Source organism: Streptomyces sp. NPDC087787, assembly GCF_044743035.1.
Taxonomy (GTDB): domain Bacteria; phylum Actinomycetota; class Actinomycetes; order Streptomycetales; family Streptomycetaceae; genus Streptomyces.
Genome location: NZ_JBIUVQ010000004.1, coordinates 168,517 through 183,344, shown reverse-complemented (window position 1 = coordinate 183,344; position 14,828 = coordinate 168,517). Strand labels below are relative to the sequence as shown.

Annotated in this window: 13 protein-coding genes; 8 read left to right on the top strand and 5 right to left on the bottom strand. The window is 72.4% G+C overall.

Translation table 11 applies throughout. The annotated features are described in order from the left end of the window. Positions 1-4 precede the first annotated feature (4 nt). Positions 5-1,357, bottom strand: a complete 1,353-nt coding sequence (locus ACIOWN_RS08730) for a ferredoxin reductase family protein (protein WP_362346979.1) — start codon at positions 1,355-1,357, stop codon at positions 5-7. Between the two features lie 154 nt (positions 1,358-1,511). Between ACIOWN_RS08730 and ACIOWN_RS08725 the strand changes: the two genes are divergently transcribed. Both ACIOWN_RS08725 and ACIOWN_RS08720 read left to right on the top strand, forming a co-directional pair. Continuing rightward, entirely contained in the window at positions 1,512-2,261 is a 750-nt protein-coding gene (locus ACIOWN_RS08725; RefSeq protein ID WP_362346980.1) for a response regulator transcription factor, read from the top strand. 2 nt (positions 2,262-2,263) lie between these two features. Then, a complete protein-coding gene (locus ACIOWN_RS08720) occupies positions 2,264-3,802 on the top strand; it encodes a HAMP domain-containing sensor histidine kinase (RefSeq protein ID WP_362346982.1) in 1,539 nt (512 codons plus the stop codon). Here the strand turns inward: ACIOWN_RS08720 and ACIOWN_RS08715 are convergent. The 3 genes from ACIOWN_RS08715 to ACIOWN_RS08705 form a co-directional block, all read right to left on the bottom strand. Then, complete coding sequence (locus tag ACIOWN_RS08715; RefSeq protein WP_362346984.1) at positions 3,789-4,487, bottom strand: L,D-transpeptidase family protein; 699 nt, start codon at positions 4,485-4,487, stop codon at positions 3,789-3,791. The two genes, ACIOWN_RS08720 and ACIOWN_RS08715, sit on opposite strands and share 14 nt — an antisense overlap. 3 nt (positions 4,488-4,490) lie before the next feature. Then, entirely contained in the window at positions 4,491-5,078 is a 588-nt protein-coding gene (locus ACIOWN_RS08710) for a pyridoxamine 5'-phosphate oxidase family protein (RefSeq protein ID WP_362346986.1), read from the bottom strand. Between the two features lie 117 nt (positions 5,079-5,195). Continuing rightward, positions 5,196-6,065, bottom strand: a complete 870-nt coding sequence (locus ACIOWN_RS08705) for a hypothetical protein (protein WP_401981209.1) — start codon at positions 6,063-6,065, stop codon at positions 5,196-5,198. Between the two features lie 237 nt (positions 6,066-6,302). Between ACIOWN_RS08705 and ACIOWN_RS08700 the strand changes: the two genes are divergently transcribed. The 5 genes from ACIOWN_RS08700 (at position 6,303) to ACIOWN_RS08680 (ending at position 12,244) form a co-directional block, all read left to right on the top strand. Further along, positions 6,303-7,496 (top strand): argininosuccinate synthase, encoded by a 1,194-nt coding sequence (locus ACIOWN_RS08700; protein ID WP_362346989.1) that lies wholly within the window; start codon positions 6,303-6,305, stop codon positions 7,494-7,496. Between the two features lie 108 nt (positions 7,497-7,604). Next, positions 7,605-9,032, top strand: coding sequence for an argininosuccinate lyase (argH, locus tag ACIOWN_RS08695; protein WP_362346991.1), 1,428 nt, complete (start codon positions 7,605-7,607; stop codon positions 9,030-9,032). A 73-nt stretch (positions 9,033-9,105) separates the two neighbouring features. Next, positions 9,106-10,077, top strand: a complete 972-nt coding sequence (locus ACIOWN_RS08690) for an aldo/keto reductase (RefSeq protein ID WP_401981205.1) — start codon at positions 9,106-9,108, stop codon at positions 10,075-10,077. A 92-nt stretch (positions 10,078-10,169) separates the two neighbouring features. Continuing rightward, positions 10,170-10,736, top strand: a complete 567-nt coding sequence (locus ACIOWN_RS08685; protein ID WP_362346995.1) for a helix-turn-helix domain-containing protein — start codon at positions 10,170-10,172, stop codon at positions 10,734-10,736. Then, positions 10,733-12,244, top strand: coding sequence for an MFS transporter (locus ACIOWN_RS08680; protein ID WP_362346997.1), 1,512 nt, complete (start codon positions 10,733-10,735; stop codon positions 12,242-12,244). Before ACIOWN_RS08685 ends, ACIOWN_RS08680 begins: the two co-directional genes overlap by 4 nt. Before the next feature lie 40 nt (positions 12,245-12,284). Here the strand turns inward: ACIOWN_RS08680 and ACIOWN_RS08675 are convergent, their stop codons facing one another. Then, a complete protein-coding gene (locus tag ACIOWN_RS08675) occupies positions 12,285-12,956 on the bottom strand; it encodes a lysophospholipid acyltransferase family protein (protein WP_362346999.1) in 672 nt (223 codons plus the stop codon). 483 nt (positions 12,957-13,439) lie between these two features. On the opposite strand from ACIOWN_RS08675, the gene ACIOWN_RS08670 reads away from it, so the two are divergent. Then, positions 13,440-14,630, top strand: coding sequence for a glycerophosphodiester phosphodiesterase (locus ACIOWN_RS08670; protein ID WP_362347001.1), 1,191 nt, complete (start codon positions 13,440-13,442; stop codon positions 14,628-14,630). Positions 14,631-14,828: the final 198 nt, after the last annotated feature.

The window sequence follows — 14,828 nt, the reverse complement described above, 5'->3', positions numbered from 1 at the left end:
GGCCTCACAGTTCGAACGACTCGTGGTGGATACGGCGGTCCGGCACCCCGGCGGCGCGCAGCACCTCGTACACGTCGCGGGCGAAGGCGTGCGGGCCGCAGATGTAGACGTCGTGGCCCGCCAGGTCGGAGACGGCCGCGCGCAGCGACTTCGGGGTGAGGCGGGGGCGTTCGCCGCGCGGGCCGTTGAGCGCGTACAGCACCCGGCCGCCGCGCCACCGCGCTATCGCCTCCAACTCGCCGCCCAGGGCCAGGTCCTGGGCCGTGCGCGCCCGGTACAGCAGGGTGACGTCGCCGGGCAGCGTCTCGAACAGGGCGCGCAGCGGCGTGATGCCGACCCCGGCGGCGATCAGCAGGGACCGGTGCGACGTGCGCCGGTCGGCGGTCATCGCCCCGTAGGGACCCTCCGCCCACACCCGGGTGCCCGGCCGCAGCAGCGGCACGGCCGCGCTGTGGTCGCCGAGCGCCTTCACCGTGATGCGCAGCAGGTCCGGACGGGGCGGAGCCGACAGGGAGTACGGCGTCGAGGTCCAGCCCATGCCCTCGGCGAGGAACCGCCAGCGGAAGAACTGGCCCGGCCGCGCGCCCAGTTCGTCCAGCCGGTGGCCGCGCACGACGACGGAGTACACACCCGGCGCCTCCATGTGCACCGCCTCGACGCGCATCCCGTGGCGCAGGTTGAGCCGTACCGGGACCAGGATCCGGAACCACACCACCAGGGCCGCGACGCCCAGGTACAGCGTGTACCAGAAGGCCGTGGCCGGGCCGTGACCGGTGAACTCGGCGCCCAGCGCCACCTGGTGGCCGAAGGCCAGGAACACGGCGGCGTAGGTGAGCAGGTGCGTGTAGTACCAGAACTCGTGGCTGGCCCGGCGGCGCACCGCGCGCGCCGAGGTGACACCGACCGCGAACAGGATCACGGTCCCGGCTCCGGCCTTCAGCATCTCCGGGTAGTGCAGCACCACCGTGACCGCCTCTCGCAGGACGGAGGAGCCGTCCTGCGCGGCGTACCCGGCGAGGGTCAGCACCACGTGCACGACCAGCAGGCACACCGTGTAGCGCCCGGCCATCGCGTGCCAGCGTGCCACCCGGTCCGAGCCGATCCGGCGCTCCAGCAGCGGCACCCGCGCCATCAGGCCCACCAGCACCGCGCACGCGTACCCGCACAGCAGGCCGGCGATCCGCCCGGCGCCGGTCAGCAGGCCCGCCGTCCCCACGACGGAGTCCGTGTCCCGCCACCACAGGAGGAGCACCGCGGCGGCTCCCGCCCACAGCAGCGCCAGCACCGCGCCCGCCGGGGAGCGCCGGCGCGCCACCGGCACCGGCGGTGCCGCCCGCCGCTCGTACACCGTGGTCATCCGCTCTCCCGTCCCTTCGCCGGTCCAGGACGCCACTGTGCGGGGCGAACCTCTGAGACAGCTCTGAGCCGCGGGTCGTGTGGCCCCACTCACAGGAAACTCAGAGGGGCCCTGCTCGCCGCACGGGCCGGTCACCGGCGATGCTGGAGGGGCCATGGACACCTCCCGCCCGAGCCCTCCCGGCCTGCCCGCCCTCACCCGCCCCGACGGCACCCCCGTGCGCGTCCTCGTCGTCGACGACGACCCCGACCTCGCCGAAGTGCTGTGCGGAGCCCTTCGATACCAGGGCTGGGAGGTTCGCGCCGCGGGCGACGGGGCCTCGGCCGTCGCCGCGGCCCGCGAGGCGCAGCCGGACGCCGTCGTGCTCGACGTGATGCTCCCGGACACCGACGGTTTCGCCGTGCTGCGCGAACTGCACACCGTGCGGCCGGACGTCTGTGTGCTCTTCCTCACGGCGCGGGACGCGGTGGAGGACCGTATCGCGGGGATCACCGCGGGCGGCGACGACTACGTGACCAAGCCGTTCAGCCTGGAGGAGGTGGTCGCCCGGCTGCGCGGACTGCTGCGCCGCGCCGGCCTGGCCCGGCAGCCGGCCGACGGCCCGCGGCTGACCGTGGGCGACCTGGCCATGGACGAGGACGCCCGCGAGGTCACCCGGGCCGGAGAGCTGATCGAACTGTCCCCGACCGAGTTCGAGCTGCTGCGCTTCCTCATGCACAACCCGCGCCGGGTGCTGAGCAAGGCGCAGATCCTCGACCGTGTGTGGTCCTACGACTTCGGCGGCCGGGCCCATGTGGTGGAGCTGTACATCTCCTATCTGCGCAAGAAGGTGGACGCCGGACGCGCACCCATGATCCACACGGTGCGCGGGGCCGGGTACGTCCTGAAGCCGGCGGCACGGTGACCATGGCACCAAGCGCGTCGACACCGCGGACACGGCGGCTGCCCCGGCCGCGCACCCTGCGGGCCCGGCTCACCTTCGGCCTGGTGGTGCTGCTGGCCGTCGCCTGCGCCGCCGTCGGCGTGGCCGCGGTCCTCGAACTGAACGGCTTCCTCACCGGCCGGATCGACCAGCAGCTCCAGCAGGCCGGACCGGGCTTCCCGGAGAGCCTGGAGCACGGCACCGCCACGCCGGCCAGGCCCTCCGACCACGACGGCGACGAGCGCGGCGACACCCGCCGCCAGGCCGCCGGCACCTTCGGCGCCCGGCTCCTCGGCGGCACGGTGACCCACGCCGCCGTCGTCCCCTCCGGGTCCCGTCCCGGTTTCGACGTCACCCTCACCGGCGCCGACCGCGGCGCACTGGCCGCGCTCCCGGTGGACCGCGGCGGGCACACGGTGCGCCTGTCCGACCTGGGCGAGTACCGGCTGGCGGCCTGGCCGGGCCGGGACGGCGACGTGCTGGTCACCGGTCTGCCGATGGCGCCGGTGCGGGCCGCGGTCCACCGGCTCGAACTGGTCGCGGGGACCGTCTCGGGGCTCGCCCTGGGCGTCGCCGGGGTCGCCGGCGCCCTCTGGGTGCGCTGGTCGCTGCGCCCGCTGACGCGGGTCGCGGAGACCGCCGCCCGGGTCAGCGAGCTGCCGCTCGCCAGCGGCGAGGTCGCGCTGCCGCCCCGCGCGCCGCGCGCCGACCCGCGCAGCGAGGTCGGGCGGGTCGGCGCCGCCTTCAACCGGATGCTCCACCACGTCGAGGACGCGCTGACCAAACGGCACGCCAGTGAGGAACGGCTGCGCGGCTTCGCCGCCGACGCCAGCCACGAGCTGCGCACCCCGGTCGCCACGGTGCGCGGCCACGCCGAACTCGCCCTGCTGCACCCGGGACCGGTGCCGCCCGAGGTCACCCGGGCCCTGGAACGCATCGCCGCCGAGTCCGCGCGCATGGGCGAGATGGTCGACGAGATGCTGCTCCTGGCCCGGCTGGACGCCGGGCGTCCCCTGGAGCGACGCCCGGTCGACCTGACCCGCCTGGTCCTGGACGCGGTGACGGACGCCAGGGCGGCGGGTCCGGAGCACCGCTGGACGCTGGAGCTGCCGGAGGAACCGGTGACGGTGACCGGTGACGCCCACCGGCTCCAGCAGGTGCTGGCCAACCTGCTGGCCAACGCACGTGCGCACACACCCACGGGCACCAAGGTGACGGTGTCCCTGGACCTGGAATCCGCAGCTGAGCCGGCCCCGGAGAGTGCCGCCTGGGCCGTCCTGCGGGTGCACGACGACGGGCCCGGCGTCCCCGAGGAGGTCCAGCCCGGTGTCTTCGAGCGCTTCACCCGGGCCGACCGCCGCCGCACCGACTCCTTCGGCGGCGCCGGGGCGGGCCTCGGCCTGTCGATCGTGGCGGCCGTGACGGAGGCCCACGGCGGCGCTGTCGGGCTGGACAGCCGCCCCGGCTCCACGGCCTTCACCGTCCGGCTGCCGGCGGACGGCGGCGGGGTCAGTAACGGCTGATCGCGGTCGCCCCTCCCGCCGTGCCGATCGCGATGTGCGGCCGGCGCGCGGGATCCGCCCACGCCAGGATCCGCCGCATGGCCTCCCGGGGCACCGACACACAGCCGGCCGTCGCCCCGCGCCCGTTGACGTGCAGGAAGATTCCCGCTCCCCGGCCGCGCACCGGACGGGAGTAGTTGAAGCCGATGACGAGCGCGTGCGCGTACTGCGTGGGGTACTCCACCAGGTGCTCGGACGCGGTGGCCCGGCAGTCGGCGGGACGCGGCCGGGTCCACCGGTTGTAGGAGCGTGAGTCGTTGTCCTGGCACCACCAGGAGTCCGGGCCCACCCGCCGGTACCGCAGCCGGGTCCCGCCCGGCGCGGCGTCGGTCCCGAAGGCGAACGGCAGGTGGTACAGCCCGGTCGGCGTCGTGTCCGTGTCCTGCCGCCGCGCCGTCCCCTCGACGAGGCCCTTCGCGCCGAACCTGGCCGGTGCCGAACCGGCCCGCACCCAGCGCCCGCCGCGCAGGTCCCACCAGGTGACCGTGCCCGTGGTGGCGCCGGTGCCGGCCGCCTGTGCGGTGATCAGCTGGGTGCCGCCGCCGGTGTCGCGCAGCCGGGCCGGCAGCGGCACCTCGCCCGCGGGCGCGGCACCGAGCGTGAGCAGGGACAGGGCGGCGAGGATCGCGGCGGCACCGGGACGCATGGATCAGACCGTAGACGGCGGCAGCGGCAACGGCAGCCCGGGCAGTCCGTCCAGGCTGCTGGCCACGTGCTCCTTCCGGGTGAAGTAGTCGCTCAGCGAGGCGTCGTCCTCGCGCGCGAAGCGCCTGCCGTGCAGATCGCGGTCCGCCTCGTACGCCATGAAGGGCACCGCGTACCCGCAGGTGTCCCGCACGAGTTCGGCGTGCACGACGATGATCGCGCGCAGTCCGTGCCGTGCCGGGTCGATGTCGGGGAAACGGGTGAGGAGTTCGCCGAAGCGCGGGTCGTCGCGGAAGACGGGCTCGCCCCGGCCGTGGACGCGCACGATGCCGGGCGGGCCCTGGAAGGCGCACCACATCAGGGTGATCCGGCCGTTCTCCCGCAGATGGGCGATGGTCTCCGCGTTGGACCCGGCGAAGTCCAGGTAGGCCACGGTGCGCTCGTCGAGCACCGCGAAGGAGCCCGTGAGGCCCTTGGGGGACAGGTTGACCGTACCGTCGCCGGAGAGCGGGGCGGTCGCGGTGAAGAACAGGGGCTGCTGCTCGATGAACGTACGCAGCCTGCCGTCTATGCGCTCATACGTCTTTCCCATGTCCAACGATTATCGGGGGAAGCTCTTTCGCTTGTCTAAGGAATTACGGCCTCCGCTCGCCCCACCGTGGCCGCCCCGGCCGGCGCTTCCTCGGGGCGGCCACGGCTGCCTGTCACCTCACTTGGTGAGGGTGCAGGCGGCCAGGGAGTCCAGTCCCTGCGGCTTGGCCGCGGTTCGTCCGATGGAGATGGCGATCCGGTCGATGGTGGCCACGCGCTTGTCCTTGAGCGGGCCGAGGATGGCGTTCTGCACGAAGTTGGGCCCGCCCTGGCCGACGGTGTCGACCAGGCGCTTGTCGGCCTCCTGGATCTGGGTGTCCAGCAGGGCGAGGTTGCGGTCGATCTCGGCCTGGGCGGAGGCGGGGACCGCGGGGAGCTGCGACCTCACGTCGGGGCAGGTGATGGTGCCCGCCGCCGTGCCGGTGCCGGCGTCGCCCGTGTTGCCGCCTGTGTTACCGGCGTTGCCTGTGTCGCTGTTGTTTCCTGTCGCCGCGCCCGCCGCGTTGCCGTCGTCGCCGCCGACGGTGCCGGTCACGCCACCCTGGTTCAGGGTGCAGGGCGCGAGCGCGTCCAGGCCCTGCGGCCTGGCCGCCGTGCGGCCGATCGCCGTGGCCATCCGGTTGATGGTGGCCACGCGCTTGTCCTTGAGCGGGCCGAGGATGGCGTTCTGCACGAAGTTGGGCCCGCCCTGGCCGACGGTGTCGACCAGGCGCTTGTCGGCCTCCTGGATCTGGGTGTCCAGCAGGGCGAGGTTGCGGTCGATCTCGGCCTGGGCGGAGGCGGGGACCGCGGGGAGCTGCGACCTCACGTCCGGGCAGGTGATCGTGCCGGGGCTCGCCAGGGTCCGGGCGTTCTGGGCGCCGCCCTGCCCGGACGTCTCCCCGGCCAGCGCGGAACCGGCGATGACCGCGCCGGAGAGCACCACTGCGGCGGCGCCGCCGATGAACGCGACGCGGCGCTTGTCGTACTTCGGAAGAGCCCTGGACATGGGGGTGCGTCACTCGGGTCGGGGGACAGGTCGGGAGATGGGTTGTGGCGAACGCGGCGCCTGCGTTCGAACCAGAGATACGGGAAAGCGGTTGCCCCTGTTCAAGGAGTGACGAGGGAATTCCGAAAGCACCCTTCGAAACCCCCTGACGCCCGGACACGCCCGCCGGAGATTGACGAACCATGCAGAGTTCTGCATACTCATGCATGTCAGCGAATGCAGTGTGAGGAGAATCCCGTGACCGAGCGCGTCGTACTCGCCTACTCGGGCGGTCTGGACACCTCCGTCGCCATCGGCTGGATCGCCGAGGAGACGGGCGCCGAGGTCATCGCCGTTGCGGTCGACGTCGGCCAGGGCGGCGAGGACCTGGACGTCATCCGCAAGCGCGCGCTCGCCTGCGGTGCCGTCGAGGCCGAGGTCGCCGACGCCAAGGACGAGTTCGCCGACGAGTACTGCCTCCCGGCGATCAAGGCCAACGCCCTCTACATGGACCGCTACCCGCTGGTCTCCGCGCTGTCGCGGCCGACGATCGTCAAGCACCTGGTCGCCGCCGCCGACAAGCACGGCGCCGGCATCGTCGCCCACGGCTGCACCGGCAAGGGCAACGACCAGGTCCGCTTCGAGGCCGGCATCGTCGCCCTCGCCCCCGGCCTGAAGTGCATCGCCCCGGTCCGCGACTACGCGATGACCCGGGACAAGGCCATCGCGTTCTGCGAGGAGAAGGACCTCCCGATCGCGACCACCAAGAAGTCCCCGTACTCCATCGACCAGAACGTCTTCGGCCGCGCCGTGGAGACCGGCTTCCTCGAGGACATCTGGAACGCGCCGATCGAGGACATCTACGAGTACACCCAGAACCCGGCCGTCGCCCGCGAGGCCGACGAGGTGATCATCACCTTCAAGGAGGGCGTCCCGGTCGCCATCGACGGCAAGCCCGTCTCCGTCCTCCAGGCCATCCAGCAGCTCAACGAGCGCGCCGGCGCCCAGGGCATCGGCCGGATCGACATGGTCGAGGACCGTCTCGTCGGCATCAAGTCCCGCGAGGTGTACGAGGCTCCGGGCGCCATCGCCCTGATCACCGCCCACCAGGAGCTGGAGAACGTCACCGTCGAGCGCGAACTCGCCCGCTACAAGCGGCAGGTCGAGCAGCGCTGGGGCGAACTGGTCTACGACGGCCAGTGGTTCTCCCCGCTCAAGCGCGCCCTGGACGGCTTCATCAACGAGGCCAACCAGCACGTCTCCGGCGACGTCCGCATGACCCTGCACGGCGGCCGCGCGGTCGTCACCGGCCGGCGTTCCCAGGAGTCGCTGTACGACTTCAACCTCGCCACCTACGACACCGGCGACACCTTCGACCAGGCCGCCGCCAAGGGCTTCATCGACATCTACAGCCTGTCGTCGAAGATCGCCGCCAAGCGCGACCTCGTCTGAGCGGGTAAGCGCGTACGGGTCCCCTCATACGCATCAGCCTGACAGCCGCCTCCTCACCTGCAAGGGTGGGGAGGCGGTCGCACAGAGACACTTCCGAGGAGCAACGCAGTGAGCAGCAACAGCGGTGACGTACGGCTCTGGGGCGGCCGTTTCGCCGACGGTCCCGCCGAGGCCCTGGCGAAGCTGTCCGCGTCCGTCCACTTCGACTGGCGCCTCGCGCCCTACGACATCGCCGGCTCCCGCGCCCACGCGCGCGTGCTGCACAAGGCCGGACTGCTCGACGACGACGAACTGCGGCGCATGCTCGCCGGCCTCGACCGGCTGGAGGCGGACGTCGCCGACGGCTCCTTCACCGGCACCATCGCCGACGAGGACGTGCACACCGCCCTGGAGCGCGGCCTGCTGGAGCGCCTCGGCGCCGACCTCGGCGGCAAGCTGCGCGCCGGCCGGTCCCGCAACGACCAGGTCGCGACGCTCTTCCGGATGTACCTGCGCGACCACGCCCGGATCATCGGCGCCCTGATCGCCGACCTCCAGGACGCGCTCATCGGCCTGGCCGAGGCCCACCCGGACGTGGCCATGCCCGGCCGCACCCACCTCCAGCACGCCCAGCCGGTCCTGTTCGCCCACCACGTCCTCGCGCACGTCCAGTCCCTGTCGCGGGACGCCGAGCGGCTGCGCCAGTGGGACGAGCGCACGGCCGTGTCGCCGTACGGCTCCGGCGCCCTGGCCGGTTCCTCCCTCGGCCTGGACCCGGAGGCGGTGGCGCGCGACCTCGGCTTCGAGCGCGGCAGCGCCGGCAACTCCATCGACGGCACCGCCTCCCGGGACTTCGTCGCGGAGTTCGCCTTCGTCACCGCGATGATCGGTGTGAACCTCTCCCGGATCGCCGAGGAGGTGATCATCTGGAACACGAAGGAGTTCTCCTTCGTGACCCTGCACGACGCCTTCTCCACCGGCTCGTCGATCATGCCGCAGAAGAAGAACCCGGACATCGCCGAGCTGGCGCGCGGCAAGTCCGGCCGGCTGATCGGCAACCTGACCGGCCTGCTCGCCACCCTCAAGGCCCTGCCGCTCGCGTACAACCGCGACCTCCAGGAGGACAAGGAGCCCGTCTTCGACTCCTGCGACCAGCTGGAGGTCCTGCTGCCGGCCTTCACCGGCATGATGGCCACCCTCACCGTGCACCGCGAGCGCATGGAGGAGCTGGCCCCGGCCGGCTTCTCGCTGGCCACCGACATCGCCGAGTGGCTGGTCAAGCAGGGCGTGCCCTTCCGGGTGGCGCACGAGGTCGCAGGCGAGTGCGTGAAGGCCGCCGAGGCCGAGGGCAAGGAACTCGACGAGCTGACCGACGAGCAGTTCGCCAAGATCTCCGCCCATCTGACGCCCGAGGTGCGCACCGTCCTCAACGTCCCCGGCGCCCTCGCCTCCCGCAGCGGGCGCGGCGGCACCGCGCCGAGCGCGGTCGCCGTGCAGCTCGCCGAGGTCAAGGCGGACGTGGCGGCACAGCACCAGTGGGCGGACGCCAGGAAGTAGTCCGCCCGCCTCCGGGGCCCTCGCGGGTTACGTTGGTCCACAGCCGTAAGGAACCGACCGAACGGAGCCCGCGATGCCCTTCGCCAGACTGGCCTCGGCCACGACCCCCACGTGCCACATCGGTCTGGGGCTGGCCGCCGTCGGGCGTCCGGGGTACATCAACCTCGGCCGCGAGAAGGACCTCCCGGCCGACCGCACGGTGGACGCCCTGCGCGAGCGCACCCGTGAACTCCTGGACGCCGCCTACGCCCAGGGCGTCCGCTATGTCGACGCCGCCCGCTCCTACGGCCGTGCCGAGGAGTTCCTCGCCGACTGGCTCAGGTCCCGCCCCGAGGTCGACGACGTCGTCGTGGGCAGCAAATGGGGCTACACCTACACCGCCGACTGGACCACCGACGCCGACCGGCACGAGGTCAAGGACCACAGCCTCGCCGCCTACGAGCGGCAGCGCGCCGAGACCACCGGACTGCTCGGCGACCGGCTCGACCTCTACCAGATCCACTCGCTGACCCCGGACAGCCCCGCGCTCACCGACAAGGAACTCCATGCCAGGCTGGCCGAGGCCGCCGCGGGCGGCCTCACGATCGGCTTCTCCACCAGCGGTCCCGCACAGGCCGACACCGTCCGCGCCGCGCTCGCCGTGACGGTCGACGGCGCCCCGCTCTTCCGTACCGTCCAGTCGACGTACAATGCCCTGGAGACCTCCGCCGGTCCCGCCCTGGCTGAGGCGCACGACGCCGGACTGACGGTGATCGTCAAGGAGGGCATGGCCAACGGGCGGCTCTCCGAGCCGAACGCCCCCGAGCCGCTCGTGGAGGTCGCCCGCGAGACGGGCCTGGGCTGCGACGCGGTCGCCCTCACCCTGATCCTGCGCCGGCCGTGGGCCGGTGTGGTCCTGTCCGGCGCAGCCACTTTGGGCCAGCTCGCCTCCAACCTGCACGCTCCGGCCGTCGACCTCGACGAGGACCAGCTCGCCCGCCTCGGCGCCCTGGCCGAGGAACCCCGGACCTACTGGGAGCGGCGAGGGCGGCTTCCCTGGCACTGAGCGCCCCGACGACACCCTCTTCGAGCACGCACCCGTGAGACGCCTACGCCTATTGTGAGACAGCATTGTCTCATGCGGGGTATTGTTGTCTCATGGCTGTCGATCGTGAACACGTGCTGCGCAGCGCAGCCATCCTGCTCGCCCACAAGTCCACCGCCACCATGGACGAGGTCGCCAAGGCGGCCGGGATCAGCCGGGCCACGTTGCACCGCCAGTTCGCCGGACGCGACTCGCTCGTCAGGGCGCTGGAGGCGCTCGGCATCGCCGAGTGCGACGCCGCCCTCGACGCGGCCCGCCTCGGGGAGGGACCGGCCGGTGACGCCGTGCGGCGCCTGGTCCGTGCGATCGAACCGGCGGCCGGGCTGCTCTCCTTCCTCTACACGGAGAACCAGCTGTTCGAGGGCGAGGAGCAGAACGAGGGCTGGGCCCGGCTCGACGAGCGCATCTCCGAGGTCTTCCGGCGCGGCCAGCTCAGCGGCGAGTTCCGTATCGACCTCACCCCCGCCTGGCTCACCGAGGCACTCTTCGGGCTCATCGCCTCCGGCGCCTACGTCGTGCTGAGCGGCAAGGTCGCCCCCAAGGACTTCCAGCACATGATCACCGAGCTGCTGCTCGGCGGCGCACTGCGCACGGACACATCACGGAACGAGGAATCATGACCAGCACCCTGCAGCCGGCTCGCGCGGCGGAGGTGGAGCAGCGGCCGGGCCGCTGGCTCGCGCTCTCCGTCCTCGCGCTCGCCGTGCTGCTGGTGGCCGTCGACGCGACCGTACTCGGTCTCGCGACCCCCTTCATCAGTGAGGACCTCAGGCCCTCGGGCACCCAGCTGCTGTGGATCGGCGACGTCTACTCGTTCGTCATCGCCGGTCTGCTCGTCTCCATGGGCAGCCTGGGCGACCGCATCGGCCGCAAGCGCATCCTGCTCGGCGGCGCCACCGCGTTCGGCGCGGTCTCCGTGCTCAACGCCTACGCCGCCACACCGGAACTGATGATCCTGGCCCGGGCGCTGCTCGGCGTCGCGGGCGCCACCCTGATGCCGGCCACGCTCGCCCTGATCCGCAACCTCTTCCACGACCCGCGCGAGCGCAGCCTCGCCGTCGGCATCTGGGGCGCCACCGCCTCCGGCGGCACGGCCGCCGGCCCGATCGTGGGCGGCCTGCTGCTCGAACACTTCTGGTGGGGCTCGGTCTTCCTCATCAACCTGCCCGTGATGGCCGTCCTCGTCCTGGTCGGCCTCAGGACCCTGCCCGAGTCCCGCAACCCCGACCCGGGCCCGTGGGACCTGGTGAGCGTCGTGCTGTCACTGGTCGGCGTCGTCGGCGTCGTCTACGCGGTCAAGGAGGCCGCCGCAGGAGGATTCACCTGGCCGGCCCTGGCCACGGGCGCGCTGGGCGTGGCCGCGCTGTACGGCTTCGTCCGCCGCCAGCTCACGCTGCCGAAGCCGCTCCTTGACATGCGGCTCTTCCGCAGCCGGGGGTTCTCCGGCGCCGTCCTCGCCGACCTGCTGACCGTGCTCGGCATGTCCGGTCTGGTGTTCTTCCTGTCCCAGTACCTGCAACTCGTCCAGGGCAGGCGTCCGTTCGAGGCGGGCCTGGCCGAACTGCCCGCCGCCGCGGGCGCGGTGGTGGCCGGACTGCTCGCCGGGCGGGCGGCCCGGCGCTTCTCGGTGCGGAGCGTGGTCTCCGGCTCGCTGGCCGCCATCGGACTGGGGCTGGCCGTGCTGACGACGATCGGCGGGACCACCGGCTACCCGCTGCTGGGCGCGGCCCTGCTGGTGGTCGGCGTCGGCGCCGGCTTCTCCTTCACGGTGACCGCCGACGTGATCCTGTCCAGTGTGCCCAAGGAGCAGGCGGGTGCCGCCTCGGCGGTCTCCGAGACGGCGTACGAACTGGGCGCGGCCCTCGGCATCGCGCTGCTGGGCTCCATCGTGACCGGCGTCTACCGCGGCTTCACCGGCCCGGCGGGCACGCCGACGGCCGCCCACGAGTCGCTGGGCGGCGCGGTCGAGGCGGCGGCGAGCCTGCCGGCGCGCACCTCGGAGGCTCTGCTCCACGCGGCCAGGGAGTCCTTCGTGCACGGCCTGCACCTGGCGTCGGGAGCGGGAGCGGCGGTACTGCTGGCGACGGCGGTCGCGGCGTGGTTCCTGCTGAAGGGCCAGAAGCTCTGAACGCGGCCGGCCGCCGGAGCCCGGCCCGGCCGGCGACGGCCTACGCGGCCTTCGCCTTGGTCGCGTAGATGTCGACGTACTCCTGTCCGGACAGGCGCATGACCTCCGCCATCACCGAGTCGGTCACGGCCCGCAGGACGTAGCGGTCCCGGTCCATGCCCTCGTACCGGGAGAACTCCATCGGCTCGCCGAAGCGGACGGTGACGCGGCCCGGCCGGGGCAGGCCCGTGCCGCCCGGCTGGAGCTTGTCGGTGCCGATCATGGCGAACGGGACCACGGGGGCCCCGGTCATCAGGGTGAGCCGGGCGATGCCGGTGCGGCCGCGGTACAGGCGGCCGTCGGGGGAGCGGGTGCCCTCGGGGTAGATGCCGAACATCCGGCCCTCCTCCAGTACCCGTCGGCCGGTCATCAGCGCGGCCACCCCGCCCCGGCCGCCGTCACGGTCGACGGGGATCATGCCGACGCCGGTGAAGAACCAGGCCATCAGCCGGCCCTTGAGGCCCTTCCCGGTGACGTACTCGTCCTTGCCGATGAAGCAGACCTGACGGTCGCAGACCAGCGGCAGGATCATCGAGTCGATGAAGGTCAGGTGGTTGCCGGCGAGGATCACCGGGCCGTCGCCCGGGATACGCTCCGCGCCCTCCACCTGGGGGCGGAACATCAGGCGCATGATCGGACCGAGCACTGCCTTGATGAGCACGAAGCGGGACAACGGGCCCTCCGGTGTCTGGAGATGTCGAGGGATTGTTCATGAGTCTGTGCAGGTGAGGACGATACTCGCGGCCCCGGGCCGAATGCACATCGGGCTCACCGGCTCTTACGCACTGTTGACATACGTTTACCTGCGACGAAGGTGTGTTTCGCCCCGGTCACCCGAACGGAGCGATGTGATGGAGGTCGCTCGCCGTCCGGGAGGGGAACGGATGTCCGTGGTGTCCGCCTTCGGCCGGCCGGCCGCGCCTCGGGACCGCGCCCCCGCACCCGAGTACGCCTTCCCGGGACGGGTCGTGACATGCCGACGGATCGTCACCCGTTCGGCCCAAGACGCCCCTTGTGTCCCGTGCTGCCTCCCGTATCCCGTGCGGCCTCAGGCGACACCCTGCGTCACGCGGGTGTTCGCCACGTGGTCTCCCGTCCGTAATCGGTGCCCGCCTACGATCGGCGCGCACGGACGACACGAGACCAGGAGGCGGTCATGGGTACGCGGGAGTCGGACGAGCAGGGACGCGGGACGGGACGCCGGGCCGTGCTCGGGGCCGTGGTGCTGGGCGCGGGCGGAGCGGTCCTCGGACTGCCCGGCGCGGCCGGAGCCGCCCAGGGCGAGGGCGGCGGCCACAAGGGCGGCGGGCTGAAGAGCCTGCCCGTGCCGACGATCGTCGGCCACCGGGGCGCCAGCGGCTACCGGCCCGAGCACACCTTCGGCTCCTACGAGCTGGCCCTCGACCTCGGCGCCCATGTCGTCGAGGCCGGTGACCTGGTACCGACGAAGGACGGTCACCTCGTGTGCCGGCACGAGCCGGAGATCGGCGGCACCACGGACGTCGCCGACCACCCCGAGTTCGCCGCCCGCAGGACCACCAAGACCCTGGACGGGGTGCCCACCACCGGCTGGTTCACTGAGGACTTCACCCTCGCCGAGCTGAAGAGGCTGCGCGCGGTCGAGCGCGTCCCGGCCAACCGCCCCCACAACACCCTCTACAACGGCCGGTGGGAGATCCCCACCTTCGAAGAGGTCCTGAAGTGGCAGGACGAGCAGACCCGCAAGCGCGGCCGGCAGGTGTGGATCTACCCCGAGACCAAGCACCCGACGTACTTCCGCAAGCTGGGCCTCGGCCTGGAGGAGCGGGTCGCCGCGCTGCTGCGCAAGCACGGCAAGGACAGGAAGGACTCCCCGGTCATCCTCCAGTCCTTCGAGCCGACCAGCATCCAGCGGCTGAACCGGCTCGTCGGCAACCCGCTCGTCGTGCTGCTGTCGGACGCCGGCAGCCGTCCCTGGGACTTCGTCGAGACGGGCGACCGGCGCACGGTCGCCGACCTCGTCACGCCCAAGGGCCTGAAGGAGATCGCCTCCTACGCGCAGGGCATCGGCCCGACCGTCGACCTGGTCGTCCCCAAGGACGCGGACGGCAACCTCACCAGGCCGAGCACCCTCGTCCGGGACGCGCACGCCGCGGGTCTGATCCTTCACCCCTACACCGTCCGCAACGAGAACCCGTTCCTGCCGCCGAAGTTCCGCAAGGGCACCGCCGCCGACGCCTACGGTGACGTCTTCGGCCTGTTCCAGGCCTACTTCGCCACCGGCATCGACGGCATCTTCACCGACAACGCCGACACCGGACTGCTCGCCCGCGAGGACTTCCTGAGCGGCCGGCACGGCAACCGCTGAACCCCGCCGCCCCGTTCGGGCCTCCCACGGTCGTCCCGGCAGCCCGCGCCGGGACGGCCGCGTCGTTCCCGGTGAGTTGGGTATCTCACAGGGCAACCCGGTCCTGGAACATCCCAGTTGTACGAGATGCCGGTAAAGGTGGCTCGGGCGGGAGGTTGCGGCCCGCGCGACGCGGGGATAGGAGTGGGGAACGAACGG

Coding starts and splice junctions, on each gene's coding strand:
- ACIOWN_RS08730 (WP_362346979.1), bottom strand. CDS start 1,357: ATGACCACGGTGTACGAGCGGCGGGCGGCACCGCCGGTGCCGGTGGCG.
- ACIOWN_RS08685 (WP_362346995.1), top strand. CDS start 10,170: ATGGCTGTCGATCGTGAACACGTGCTGCGCAGCGCAGCCATCCTGCTC.
- ACIOWN_RS08680 (WP_362346997.1), top strand. CDS start 10,733: ATGACCAGCACCCTGCAGCCGGCTCGCGCGGCGGAGGTGGAGCAGCGG.
- ACIOWN_RS08710 (WP_362346986.1), bottom strand. CDS start 5,078: ATGGGAAAGACGTATGAGCGCATAGACGGCAGGCTGCGTACGTTCATC.
- ACIOWN_RS08720 (WP_362346982.1), top strand. CDS start 2,264: ATGGCACCAAGCGCGTCGACACCGCGGACACGGCGGCTGCCCCGGCCG.
- ACIOWN_RS08705 (WP_401981209.1), bottom strand. CDS start 6,065: ATGTCCAGGGCTCTTCCGAAGTACGACAAGCGCCGCGTCGCGTTCATC.
- ACIOWN_RS08715 (WP_362346984.1), bottom strand. CDS start 4,487: ATGCGTCCCGGTGCCGCCGCGATCCTCGCCGCCCTGTCCCTGCTCACG.
- ACIOWN_RS08725 (WP_362346980.1), top strand. CDS start 1,512: ATGGACACCTCCCGCCCGAGCCCTCCCGGCCTGCCCGCCCTCACCCGC.
- ACIOWN_RS08690 (WP_401981205.1), top strand. CDS start 9,106: ATGCCCTTCGCCAGACTGGCCTCGGCCACGACCCCCACGTGCCACATC.
- ACIOWN_RS08670 (WP_362347001.1), top strand. CDS start 13,440: ATGGGTACGCGGGAGTCGGACGAGCAGGGACGCGGGACGGGACGCCGG.